The following is an 11,862-nucleotide window of genomic DNA, read 5'->3' on the forward strand; positions in this document are numbered from 1 at the left end:
GTGTCGGCTAACGGTTTGTACGCACGTTCAAGATTAGCTTGAGGGATATCCTCCCTCAGGTCAGCCCGGTGCCGCTATGCCTCCCGCCGAGCCTCTCTGCGACCGCGACAAACCACTGAAGGCGGACGAGTCGACTATTGTCGGCCAGCTGGGCGACCCCGAGACTTGGGTCGATCGTTATGGCGACATGCTTTTTCGCTTCGCGATGCTGCGTGTCGGCGACGCCGACGCGGCGGAGGATCTCGTCCAAGAGACGCTCTTAGCCGCCTGGCAAAGTCGGGCCCGCTACTCCGGTGATTGCACGCCGCCGACCTGGCTGGTGGCGATTCTAAAGCGACGGATCGCGGACTACTTCCGCAAACAGGGTCGCCGCTCGACGCTAAACCGAAGCGCCGCGGCGTCCGGCAAGACAGCCGTTCCTCCCCAGCCTGAGGTCGAACAGGTGGAGTTCTGGAGTGTCGTTCACAGTTGCACCGGTGATCTCCCCGACCATCTTGCTAGGGCGTTCCGACTTCGTACCTTCGCGGATGAGAGCCCCGAAGACATCTGCGGCTCGGAGGGGATCAGCCGGAAGAACCTCTCAGTCCGCCTGCACCGCGCGAGGCAACTGCTGCGTCGTTGTCTTGAGATGCGCTGGTTTGGCGGCGACGAGGCGAAGAGACTCTGATGCGATCTCCGCTGCGGGGCTGGCGGCTGCTGCTCTTCGCGCGTTGTGACGACGCCTCGCAGACCGAGTCAGACGAATGGGACGGCCCGGTAGGGCGCGACCGCTGGTGGGCAGCTCGCCTCCACAGGTTGTCGTGCGGTCCATGTCGGCGCGAGGCCAAACAGATGCGTTGGTTGCGGCGCCTGCTGACTTCAGCGCCCGACAAGGTCCGCGTAGCGGAAGTCAACGAGACCACCGCGCCACCACTCAGCCCCGAAGCCGCGGAACGCATCCGCCAATCGCTGGCCGCCGCTCGGGATTCGGAGCAGGCTTGATCGCGGCCGGAGGCTGCGGGCTGCGGGCTTCGGAGATTCTTGGAGGAATCTTTGTAGCCGTCGCCGTCGCCAAGCGACCAACTTCCCAGCGCCGGCCTCTGACGCCGGCGACCGACGACCGCTACGACTCACGAATCAACCTCGATGCGCGCCGAGGGTGGGGAGGTCGCCGTAAGGGTTGCGTACCTGCAGGACGCCGCTCGATGTGTAACGAATCTCTACCGAACGAGAGTCCTACGATGAATCGATACTCAACCTTTGCGATCCTTTCTCTCTTATCGCTTTCGACGCAAGCCATGGCCGTCGATGTCCGCGTAACGGTAACGAATCTGCTGGGTCCTACTAGCAGCGCGTTCTCACCGATCATCACTTCGGCGCACAGCGGCGCCGTCGATCAGTTCAACAGCGGATCGGCGGCTAGCCCCGGCGTCGAGGATGTCGCGGAGCTCGGCGCTACCGGCGCGACGCTCATTACGGAGATACTCGCCCAGCAGCCCACGGCCATCGCTGCGCCGACGCAGAACGCCGGTGGCGGCTTCGGTCCGCTCTTGCCCGGCGCGAGCCAATCGGTGGTGCTCTCGGGGCTGGATCCCATGGCCAACCGCTACTTCAGTTATCTCTCGATGTTCGTTCCCAGCAACGACACATTCATCGGCAATGACAGCCCGACCGCGATCCAACTCTTCGACGCGGGCGGCGCGTTCATCGCTGGAGGCTTTACGCTGACCGCCGACCGCCTCTGGGACGCCGGTAGCGAAGTGAACGGCCTATTTGGCTCGGCCTTCATTGCGGGTCAGTCCGCCGCCGACGGCGCCGATGAAGGCGGCGTCGTCACCGCCGCCGACTTCGCCAACGGCTTTGATTTCTATCAAGGCCAGACCACAGGACCTGGCTATGTCTACGCGTCATCATTCAACGCCGACACGCCGATTATCTCCTTCGCCTTCGAGGTGGTGCCAGAACCGTCGACCGCGGCCCTCGCGGCGCTTCTAGCGCTCACTGCGTGCCTGAGGCGGTAACCGCCAGAAGAGTGATCGGGGAATCCTGAAAGAGGCCGTGGCGTGCATCGCGCCACGGCCTTCTTCGTTTCACCAAGCCTCGTAAGAAGCGGGCGTCACGGCCGCATCCATGTGGCGTTCTGCGGCGTTGCGATCGGGCGTCCGCCAGCCGTTGTTCTCGGACCGGACTACCGCGTCACCCGACCGGCCGTCCTCGGTCGCTGGCAAGCGGTGCATCGAACCGGCGTCGGCGAGCGACTCATTCTCGATCAACCGCAACGGCTCGGCGAGGAACCGCACGCTGGTGGCTTGTAGCTTGCGCTGGCCGCTGCGATCCACCATCCGCACCCACAGCCGTAGCGGCCGATCGGTCGGCGTCGCGGCGGGCAGGGCGATCGTGAGCCGCAGGTTGGACGTATCGCTTCCGATCGCTTCGCGGACCTCGGCCGGGGTGAAATCCCAACGCGCGACGCGTTTCGAAAGGCCGGCATCGGCCGGGTCGGTAAGCATCACCGACACGGCGCCATCGAAACGCCGCAACGCGTCGGCTTCTTGTGACTCGACAACCACCGAGATCGTTGGCGAGGCGTCGCCGGTCGCTTCGGCGGCGACTTGGATCGTCGGGTCGCCGACGACCTCGGGCTCGGGTTCGACCGCGGGCGCCTTTCTGGCGACGGCATTGGGGTAGGGGTTCGGAGGGACCTCGCTGTTGAGCCGCTTGGTCGGGAGCGTCGCCGAGATCGGTTGCAGCAGCGCGGGCTCGCGCGGCGTCTCGGCCACTTGCGAGACGCGGTCGCGGCTCCGACTGGCGCCCTCGAACGGCGGGGCCTCGTCGAGCGACTCGCCCGGCGGCGCCGCGTCGCTGGCGCCGCCCGGTTGAAACACCGGCGCCTCGTCGCCAGGTGGCAGAGGCTCCGCATCCGGCGAGTCAAAGTCGGTTGGCTCGGGCGTCGTCAGCAGCGATGTTTCGTCGTCTTCTCGGGGCGAGAGCTGAACGCTGTCCGAGCGAGTCGTCGTTGAGCTGGTCGCACGCTTCGAAGGGGCGGCGGCCAGCTCGCGCTTCAGGTCGTCGATCTCACAACGGTAGCCGGCGATGATCCCCTGGTACTCCTCGATGTAGTCCTCGAGGCGGTAGATCTCGTCCTCTTGCAGCCGCAGCTCGCGCTGGTACAGGTCGGCCTGCATGCGGCGGCCATTCTGGCAACCGGAAAGGAGCAGGCAGCAGGCAGCGGGCAGCAGGCAGACGATAAGCCTGCTAGCAGCGGTCCGCGCAGAGATTGCCCGCAGGGTTTCCATGCGGGCGGTAATTAGAAGACGCGACGATCTACGTCAACGCCGGCGGGCGCCCGCGCCCCGTGAGCCGTCGGCGCTAGCCGCGGGTGACGCCACGAAGAACGCACCACCAAAAAGCGGCGAGCCGGCGACGTTAGTCGTCGGTGGGAAGTTGGTACTTGCTTCCCACCGACGACTAACGTCGCCGGCTCGCCATTGATCGCTTTGCGATCGCCCTCACGCACGCCCTTACGCGTGCATGCTCTCGATCATCTTATCGACCAGGTGATACTCCAGCGCCTCGCTGGCGGACATGAAGTTGTCTCGGTCGGTGTCTTTCTGGAGCTGCTCGAGCGTCTGGCCGGTGTGCTTGGCGAGGATCGCGTTGAGCTTGTCCTTGGTCTTCTTGTACTCGGTTGCGTGGATGAGGATGTCCTCGGCGGTGCCTTCCATGCCGGCGAGCGGCTGGTGGATCATCACGCGGCTATTGGGCAGGGCGTGCCGCTTGCCAGCGGCGCCAGCGGCCAATAGCACGGCGCCCATGCTGGCGCACTGACCGAGGCAGTAGGTCGCCACGTCGCAGGTGACGAACTGCATTGTGTCGTAGATCGCCATGCCGGCCGTGACGCTGCCGCCGGGCGAGTTGATGTAGAGGTGGATGTCGCTCTTGGGGTCGTCCGACTGCAAGAACAACATCTGGGCGACGACGTTGTTCGCCACCTCGTCGTTGATGCCCGAGCCGAGGATGATGATCCGGTCGACCAGCAGCCGACTGTAGATATCCATCGCCCGCTCTTCGCGGCCGCTCTTCTCGATGACGTAAGGAATGAGGGGCATGGGGGAATCCGTTCGAGCGGGGTGAGTCTTATTACTAACGACGCTATTGACCGCGTCTTAATGACGAATGTCGAAGCACGAATGACGAAGAGAACGGGCTATCGTTCGTCATTCGTCATTCGGATTTCGTCATTCTCACTCGTTGTCGTCGTCTTCGCTGCCGGGCGGCTTCGTAAGGATGTCGTCGACCAAGCCGAAGGTCTTAGCTTCTTCGGCGGTCAAGTAGTGGTCGCGGTCGCACGCCTTGAGGATCTCGTCGGTCGTCTTGCCGGTGTGGCTGGCGAGGATCTCGTTGAGCGTGTGGCGGGTCTTGATGATCTCGTTGGCCTGGATCTCGATGTCCGAGACTTGGCCGCCAACGCCGCCGTGCGGCTGGTGGATCATGACCTTGGAGTGCTTGAGGGCGTAGCGCTTGCCCTTCTCACCGCCGGCGAGCAGCACGCTGCCGCCCGACGCGGCGAGGCCCACGCAGTAGGTGGCCACCGGGCAGGTGATCATCTGCATGGTGTCATAGATGGCGAGCGTCGAGGTGACGCTGCCGCCCGGTGAGTTGATGTAGAAGTGGATGTCCTTGCGGCGGTTCTCGCTCTGCAAGTACAGCAGCTTCATCACCAACTCGTTGGCGTTGCCGTCGTAGATCGCCCCCTGGAGGAAGATCACACGGTTCTCGAGCAGCAAGTCGCCGAGCGTCATCTGACGCTGACGCTGGTAGTCACGCGCGGCCCGCGGATCGACCGGACTTGAATCAAAGGGACGGGCAGCCGCCGCGAACGGCCCATCCATGTAAGAGCGGTGATCGCTCATGAGTAACTCCTTTTATTCGGATGAGGTGTTGGTTAGCTCGACTGCAACTAACCAATCCTCATTGCTCGTAGGTCGGATACGCCGACGCAGTATGGGACGCGGGGTCTTGCCTGGAGGTCGCGAGTCGCCGTATCGCACAACGACTCGGTCAGCTTGGTCTTGATTCGATCGAGTGTAGTAAAACTCTAGTTCTACCGGAGCCAGTTCGCTGGGGCAGTAGGCTGCGGCTTCTATTCGGAAGGAACCATCGGAGATGCTTTCCACAGACAGATCGCAGACGCCGTCGCACCAGATGTTTCGCGAATGCGTGTAACCGACCTTCCGAAGCACCCCGCAGAGATAAAACTCAATGATCCCGGCGAGTTTGCCTTGATCGCGAGTAATCTGCTGTCGCTCACTATCAGACCCTGAAGCCCAGCTCCAAAGCAATTCCGATATGCGAACTTCAAGGGGATCAGACGAATCGTCGAAAGCTATTTCTCCCGTGTAACGCCATTCTCAAACCCCCATTGGTCATTGGGGCTTGGTCATTGGTCATTCGCTAAATATCAGCCCTCTGAATCGTCTTCCTCGTCCTCAACCACTGCGGGGATGTCGCCATCCGACCCGCCGACAGCGAACGAGACGCCCTCGACCGTCGGCTTGGAGGGCGTGAACTCTTGGTCCTCGAACTTGGCCTCGGACTTCACGAGCTCCATCACCTTCCGCTCGATAATCTGGTTGCGGAGCACGTCCATCAACCCCCGCTTCTCGAGCTGCGCCCGGACGCGGCGGGGCGACTCGCCCGACTGCATCGAGATCAGGAAGATCTCGCGGTCGAAGTCGCCTTGATCGACGTCAAGGTTCTCCTCTTCGGCGATCCGCTCGAGGATGAAGTGCTCCTTGAGGGCCGCGGCGGTGCCGGCGGTGCTGTTCTGACGCAGCTCGTTCTCACGGGCGCGGATCTCGCCTTCGCTGAAGCCGCTGCGACGCAGCTCCATGACGGCACGCTCCAACTCGCGGACGCTCTGACGCTTGAGCAGGCCCGGCGGGAGGTCCCAGTCGGCCGACTCGGTCAGCATTTCGCTGATCTGGGCGCGGGCGGCCTTCTGTTGCTCGTACTCGAGCTGACGCTCGAGGTCCTTCTGGACCGCGTCGCGGAAGTCGCCCTCGGTCTTGAAGCCGCCGATTTCGGCGAGGAAATCCTCGTCGAGTTCCGGGAGGCGGAGCTGCTTGACTTCGAGCACCTCGATCTCGAGCGTGACCGGCTTGCCGCGCAGCTCTTCGTTGGGGGCGCTGCCGGAGAGCTTCACCTCGGCGGTGAGCTTGTCGCCTTCCTTCGCCCCCTTGGCCAGGGCGAGGAAGTCTTCGACGCGGCCATCGACGAAGCTGAGCGTCTTGCGGAGACGGACGACGCGTTCTTCGTCCTTGGAGATTTCCTTGCCGTCAGCGAGGCCACGGAGCGTGATCACCAGATAGTCGCCTTCCTCGGCGGCGCCGTCCTTGGGGACGAGCTGTCCGTACTTGGCGAGCATCTGCTCGATCTGGCTATCGATGTCCTCGGGGCCGAACTTGTGGACGGGCTGCTTGAGCTTGAGACCCTTCCACTTGGGGAGGTCGAACTCGGGGCGGACCTCGATGCTGAACTCGAACGTCAGCGGGCCTTCGTCGGGGATCTCGACGGCTTCGAGGTCGAGGTCCGGCTCGCTGATCGCGGCGAACTTCTCGTCCTCGGCGACCTGACCGAGGCTGTCCATCAGGAGCGAGCCCTTCACCTGGTCGGCGATCTGGTCCTTGAACTTCTGGACCACGATCTTCCGCGGCGCGCGGCCGACCCGGAAGCCCGGCACGCTGGCGCTGGGCATCAGTTCGCTGAAGGCATTGTCCATGTAGCGGTCAATGTCTTCGCGCGAAACCGTGACGGTGATCCGCCGCTCGCAAGCGCTGGGCTTGGCGATGTTGACGTCGAGCGACAGCTTCTGGGGCTCTTCACCCTCGGCGCCCTCACCCTCAACAACGGCTGTCGTGTTGTCGTCTTCCAGTTCTTCTGCCGCCATGGCTCTCGCGTCGGGTCGTTGAGTTGCAGGGGGGACTCGCGGCTGCCGCCAACGAGGGTCCCAGTGGATCGTTCAGCCACGCTAGCCGTGACCGAAGCCCGGTAAGATACCGCGGAGGGCCGAGGTTAGAGAAGGGGCGTCTCCAAGGCGAGCCGTCAGCGACAGCGCCCGGGGGTGGGGCAGGGGCGGTTGTTGGGGTTGGGAGAGGCTACGGCGATGGTGGGCGGGCGTTGGTTACCGGGCGCCAGGGGCACTCCGGTCGCAGACGCTACCGGCTCACCTACGTCACAAATCAGAAAGCCAACTAAGCAGGACAGAGGGCCTGCGTGGCGAGGTCTTGGCGATAGCAAGCCAAGACCGGAAAGACTTACAGGGCAGTGATGTCCTGGCGGAGCCAAGCTAAACAACCCTGAAACGCAGAGCGGCTGATCGGACTCGAACCGACGACAATCACGTTGGCAACGTGATGCTCTACCAACTGAGCTACAGCCGCATAGCGAAGGCCCTCGGGCCGTCACTGAATCACGAAGTATAGCGTCAGACCGAAACCGATCAAGCGGGGTTCGCGGCGAGGCCCAAACCGAGGGAAATGCCCGTATAACCGCCCTAATCTGACCCGAGTTGAGGAGCTATCGGGGCGGCTCGTTCCGCTCGCCAAGTCCGCCACGGTTTAGGATAGAGGCGTGACGCCTGTCGCCCTCCCACCGTCGCCGCGGCCGCTCGAGCGGGTGCTTGTCACCGGCGGGGCGGGGTTCATCGGCAGCGCCGTCCTACGGCGGTTGCTGACGCGGCCCGTGACACGGGTCCTGAACTACGACGCCCTCACCTACGCGGGGCTCCGCGAATCGGTCGCCGAATTGGAGGCGAACCCGCGCTACGGGTTCGTCCACGGCGACGTGCTCGACACGGCACGGCTCAGCGACGCGATCCGCCGTTTCCGGCCCGACGTGCTGGTGCACCTCGCGGCGGAGTCGCACGTCGATCGGTCGATCGCCGAACCGGCGACGTTCGTGCGGACCAACGTCGAAGGGACCGCCTCGGTGCTGCGGGCGTGGCTCGACTACCGCGACGAGCAAACACGGATCGACGCTTCTGCCGCCGAGCGTCTGCTGTTGGTTCACACCTCGACGGATGAGGTCTACGGCCCGATCAACGCGGGCGATTTCGCTGGCGCCAGTACGCCCTACAACCCGAGTTCGCCCTATTCCGCCAGCAAAGCGGCGGCGGACCATCTGGTGCGGTCGTTCGGCCGGACGTACGGCTTGGCGTCGGTCATCGCCTGCCCCACGAACAACTACGGCCCGCGGCAGTTCCCGGAGAAGCTGATCCCGCTGGCGACGCTGCGGGCGCTGCGCGGCGAGCCGATCCCGCTCTACGGCGACGGCTTGCAAGTGCGTGACTGGTTGCACGTCGAGGACTGCGCCGCGGGCTTCGAGGCGATCGCCGAGCGTGGCGAAGTTGGCGAGACGTACCACCTCAGCGCAGCGGCGAGTCCGAGTGATACCGACGAGTGGCCCAACCGGCGGATCGTCGAGGCGATCGCCGATGCGGTGGGTGAGCTCCAGAGCGATGGCGCCGAGCGTCGCCAATTGATCACGAACGTCAGCGACCGACCGGGGCATGACCGACGGTATGCGCTCGATTCGTCGCGGGCGCGGGAGGAGCTTGGTTGGGGGCCGACTATCGAACTGACTGACGGTATTCGTCAGACCGTGCGGTGGTACGCGGAGAATTCCGCATGGGTGGCAGTGGCGGAAGGGGGCCGCTAAGCCGTAAGCGGCGTTCGTTGGGGACCAGCCGCTTGCGGCTTAGCGGCGTTAACTCGCAGGTTCGATCGCGTCGAACTCTAGCGGCTGTTCGCTACGCGGGTCGCCGATGCGGATCGACTTCTTGCCCGACAGCAAATCGTCAATCAGGTTGCCGATCAGCTCGGCACGCCAGCCTTCGGCGAGCGCCGGCGGCTCATCGTCTTCGGTGCCGAAGCCGAGGCGGAAGCTGATCAGCTCGCGGATGTCGGTCGCCGTGCAGGCCAGGGCCGTCGCGATCTCCGACCGGTTGCAGAGGCTGTTGATCGCCGGTGCGAGGAACTGCCCCAGCAGGTTGAGCTGCGGCGGTGGCGGCTTGCGGCGTGAACCCAGGAGGCCGTCGGTCGGGGCCTCGAGGCCGCGGTGGATGGCGGCGGCGATGTCGGGGATCGCCCGCTTGAGTTGCCCGTGGAGCATGCCGCGGACGGCGCGGATCTTGTCTTCGCGGTCGGTCTTCTTCTTCGCCAGCTCGACGATCAGGTCATCGCGGAGGATGCGCTTGGGCGGCAGGTCGCGGCGTTCGGCCTCGGCCTGACGCCAGAGCCACAACTCGCGGACGATCGCCAAGCAGCGGACCGGCAGGCCGCCCGAGCCCGACACCTTGCGCCATCGCTGGCGGTTGCGGGCGTCCATGACTTCGGTGACGAAGCCCTCCGTCTCGGCGTCGAGCCAAGAACGGCGGCCGAGCTTGTCGATCTTGCCGAGGATCTTGTCGTGCAAGGCGAACAGGTACCGCACGTCCTCCAGGGCGTAATCGATTTGGGCGTCGGTCAGCGGCCGGCGGCGCCAGTCGGTGCGTTGCTCGCCCTTGTTGGGACGCTTGTTGAGGATTCGCTGAACAACCGAGCTGTAAGCGGCCGGGTACTCGGGGCTGCAGAACGCGGCGGCGAGCTGCGTGTCGAACAGGTTAGCCGGCGGACGGTCGATCGCGTGAACGCAGAAGTTGATTTCTTCGCGCGCCGCATGGGCGATCGTGACGTGCGGGCCGTCCGCCAAGAGCTTCCAGAACTCCGTCAGGTCGCCGATCGGCTGGGGGTCAATGACCGCCAATATCGGGCCCGCGGGGCCGCCTTCGGCCACCACTTGCACGAGGCACAATTCGGGTCGGAAGGTGTCTTCTGAAACAAACTCGGTGTCAAAACCGATCCGTGTCGAGCCCCTGAGCCGGTCGCAGAGGTCCGCGAGGGCGGCGGCGGAAAGGATTGTCTCGTGGGACACAGCGGTCGCGGTTCGTTCGTCGGAAGTCGTAGAAGCTAGCTAAGCGACAAAGCCTACACCGCCCCGCAGCGGCGCGACAGGTCGCTTTCTGAAACGGCGTCGGCCGGCGGGGTCGAACCCCGCCGGCCGGCGTTGGAATCGTTATAAGCGGACCTAGCGGACGCCTAGAAGGTGCACCAAGCGGTGAACGCCAGGATCGGCAGCAGCAGGGTGCAGCTGTAGAGCATGTAGCCGAAGAAGCTCGGCATCCGCACTCCGGCGGACTCGGCGATCGCCCGGACCATGAAGTTCGGGCCGTTGCCGATGTAAGTCAACGCTCCCATGAACACAGCGCCGAGGCTGATCGCCACCAGCCGCGGCTCGGCGATGCCGGCGATGACGTTCGCGCCGTCGGCGGGGAGCGTCTTGGCCGTCTCGAAGAACACGACATAGGTCGGCGCGTTGTCCAGCACGCTCGAGAGGCCGCCAGTGACCCAGAAGAACGCCATCGGTGACGTGATGCCGAGCGACGGTCCTTGTTCGCTGAGGATCTGCAGGGCCGGTTGCATGCAGAGGAAGATGCCCGAGAAAAGCGCCGCTACTTCGAGGATGGCGTGATAGTTGAACCGATTCTTCTCACGGACGGTCGCGCTCCCGAGCGCGACCGAAAGTCCAACCAGCCCAAGCAGGATGACCTCTCGTAGGTAGATCCACGGGTGCCAGTCAGTGCCGGGAATGGTCTTGGTGGGGTCGAGGAGCGCGACCGCGGCCACAACGCCCAGCAGCAGCGGGCCGTTCAGCGAGACCCCCTGGAAACGCAGCGAGCGGATGTTCCGCAGGTCGCGGCTGATGTCCGCCTCGGTCTCACGGGGGTAGAAGTAGAACTCATCGAGCAACAGGTAGGCGAGTATCAAGAGGAAGTTCGTCAGCACCCATGGCTGCCAGAGATTCAGCGTCCAGAAGAAATCAACGCCGCGCAGGTAGCCCAAGAACAGCGGAGGGTCGCCGATCGGCAACAGACAGCCGCCGCAGTTGCAGACGATGAAGATGAAGAAGACGACCGTATGGACGACATTCTTGCGTTCTTGGTTGGTCTCTAGCAGCGGTCGGATTAACACCATCGCGGCGCCGGTGGTGCCGATGAAGCTCGCCATCAAGCCGCCAACTAACATGAAGCCGCCGTTGGTGAGCGGGTTGGCTTGCAAGTCACCGGTGATGCGGATGCCGCCGCTGATCGTGTAGAGGCTGAATAACAGGATGATGAAGGGGACGAACTCGCCGAGGATCGCATTCTGCATGACGGTGCGGACGAACCCTGCGTCGAACCCACTTTCCGATGGCATGACGACGCTGTGCGCTGGCCAGTGGCTCTCAAGCGGCGCGTTGTGCAGTAGGCCGTAGTACAGCAGCGTCAGCAGCCCGAGGCCGGCGGCGACTTGGAAACGGCTCAAGTTCGATTCCCACCAATGCGCCGTCGCCGGGATGAGTGGGAAGACCGCGATCCCTAGTAGCAGCAGCACGAAGGGCGTCACCGTCCAGACCGGAGGCGTGGTCGGCGTGGTGACTAATGGCGTGGCGGGAGGGGCGTCACCGGCATGGCCCGCGTCGTGCCCAGCTCCGTGGCTGTCGGCGTGGCCATCGGCGTGGTGGGCGGCAAGCGAGGCCGTCACCAGCTCGGTGCCACGCTGGGGCAGTCCCAGCACCAGCGCGCCGGCGTAGGCCAACGCGATTGCGAGGATGGCGCCGATCACGGGGCGCGAACTCGGCGGAGCGTGCGAATGCGAGCTCATGGCGCCTTTCTCCGGACGGTCGGCTAACATGGCCCCGATCAACGGTCTTGGGCTGGGCGAGGCGGGCGAGTGGGAACTCATTTGGTGGGAGTCCGGATTCTTGACGCAAAGCGCCGGCGAGTGAATAGCTGTTGTCGTTCCA

General features: G+C 64.4%; 10 protein-coding genes and 1 tRNA gene. 4 read left to right on the plus strand and 7 right to left on the minus strand.

Annotation, left to right across the window (positions count from 1 at the left end; genetic code table 11):
* Positions 1-76 precede the first annotated feature (76 nt).
* The 3 genes from Spa11_RS05375 (at position 77) to Spa11_RS22785 (ending at position 2,000) form a co-directional block, all read left to right on the plus strand.
* The gene (locus Spa11_RS05375) at positions 77-667 is read left to right on the plus strand and encodes a sigma-70 family RNA polymerase sigma factor (RefSeq protein ID WP_145109015.1); all 591 of its coding nucleotides are present in this window, start codon (positions 77-79) and stop codon (positions 665-667) included.
* Positions 667-981 (plus strand): hypothetical protein, encoded by a 315-nt coding sequence (locus Spa11_RS22780; RefSeq protein WP_197529762.1) that lies wholly within the window; start codon positions 667-669, stop codon positions 979-981. The genes Spa11_RS05375 and Spa11_RS22780 overlap by 1 nt, the downstream gene beginning before the upstream one ends.
* Positions 982-1,220: 239 nt before the next feature.
* The gene (locus tag Spa11_RS22785; protein ID WP_197529763.1) at positions 1,221-2,000 is read left to right on the plus strand and encodes a spondin domain-containing protein; all 780 of its coding nucleotides are present in this window, start codon (positions 1,221-1,223) and stop codon (positions 1,998-2,000) included.
* Between the two features lie 69 nt (positions 2,001-2,069).
* Here Spa11_RS22785 and Spa11_RS05385 read toward each other — a convergent pair whose 3' ends face one another.
* From Spa11_RS05385 to Spa11_RS05405, 5 genes are all read right to left on the minus strand, one after another.
* Positions 2,070-3,275 (minus strand): hypothetical protein, encoded by a 1,206-nt coding sequence (locus tag Spa11_RS05385; RefSeq protein ID WP_145109021.1) that lies wholly within the window; start codon positions 3,273-3,275, stop codon positions 2,070-2,072.
* A 225-nt stretch (positions 3,276-3,500) separates the two neighbouring features.
* Positions 3,501-4,088, minus strand: coding sequence for an ATP-dependent Clp protease proteolytic subunit (locus tag Spa11_RS05390; RefSeq protein WP_145109024.1), 588 nt, complete (start codon positions 4,086-4,088; stop codon positions 3,501-3,503).
* 135 nt (positions 4,089-4,223) lie between these two features.
* Positions 4,224-4,892 (minus strand): ClpP family protease, encoded by a 669-nt coding sequence (locus tag Spa11_RS05395; RefSeq protein ID WP_261342288.1) that lies wholly within the window; start codon positions 4,890-4,892, stop codon positions 4,224-4,226.
* 548 nt (positions 4,893-5,440) lie between these two features.
* On the minus strand, positions 5,441-6,928 hold the full coding sequence (gene tig / locus Spa11_RS05400) for a trigger factor (RefSeq protein WP_145109027.1): 1,488 nt from the start codon (positions 6,926-6,928) through the stop codon (positions 5,441-5,443).
* Between the two features lie 420 nt (positions 6,929-7,348).
* Positions 7,349-7,421 (minus strand) — tRNA-Gly (locus Spa11_RS05405).
* 190 nt (positions 7,422-7,611) lie between these two features.
* Between Spa11_RS05405 and rfbB the strand changes: the two genes are divergently transcribed.
* Positions 7,612-8,697, plus strand: coding sequence for a dTDP-glucose 4,6-dehydratase (gene rfbB, locus Spa11_RS05410; protein ID WP_145109030.1), 1,086 nt, complete (start codon positions 7,612-7,614; stop codon positions 8,695-8,697).
* A gap of 48 nt (positions 8,698-8,745) precedes the next feature.
* Here the strand turns inward: rfbB and Spa11_RS05415 are convergent, their stop codons facing one another.
* Positions 8,746-9,951 (minus strand): ribonuclease D, encoded by a 1,206-nt coding sequence (locus Spa11_RS05415; protein WP_145109033.1) that lies wholly within the window; start codon positions 9,949-9,951, stop codon positions 8,746-8,748.
* A 164-nt stretch (positions 9,952-10,115) separates the two neighbouring features.
* Positions 10,116-11,720 (minus strand): sodium:proton antiporter, encoded by a 1,605-nt coding sequence (locus Spa11_RS05420; protein ID WP_197529764.1) that lies wholly within the window; start codon positions 11,718-11,720, stop codon positions 10,116-10,118.
* Positions 11,721-11,862 lie beyond the last annotated feature (142 nt).

The sequence above is a fragment of the Botrimarina mediterranea genome (assembly GCF_007753265.1).
Classification (GTDB): domain Bacteria; phylum Planctomycetota; class Planctomycetia; order Pirellulales; family Lacipirellulaceae; genus Botrimarina; species Botrimarina mediterranea.

Bases quoted from the DNA above. Each gene is read 5' to 3' on its own strand.
- Spa11_RS05375 (WP_145109015.1), top strand. From the start codon at position 77: ATGCCTCCCGCCGAGCCTCTCTGCGACCGCGACAAACCACTGAAGGCG.
- Spa11_RS22780 (WP_197529762.1), top strand. From the start codon at position 667: ATGCGATCTCCGCTGCGGGGCTGGCGGCTGCTGCTCTTCGCGCGTTGT.
- Spa11_RS22785 (WP_197529763.1), top strand. From the start codon at position 1,221: ATGAATCGATACTCAACCTTTGCGATCCTTTCTCTCTTATCGCTTTCG.
- Spa11_RS05385 (WP_145109021.1), bottom strand. From the start codon at position 3,275: ATGGAAACCCTGCGGGCAATCTCTGCGCGGACCGCTGCTAGCAGGCTT.
- Spa11_RS05390 (WP_145109024.1), bottom strand. From the start codon at position 4,088: ATGCCCCTCATTCCTTACGTCATCGAGAAGAGCGGCCGCGAAGAGCGG.
- Spa11_RS05395 (WP_261342288.1), bottom strand. From the start codon at position 4,892: ATGAGCGATCACCGCTCTTACATGGATGGGCCGTTCGCGGCGGCTGCC.
- tig (WP_145109027.1), bottom strand. From the start codon at position 6,928: ATGGCGGCAGAAGAACTGGAAGACGACAACACGACAGCCGTTGTTGAG.
- Spa11_RS05420 (WP_197529764.1), bottom strand. From the start codon at position 11,720: ATGAGCTCGCATTCGCACGCTCCGCCGAGTTCGCGCCCCGTGATCGGC.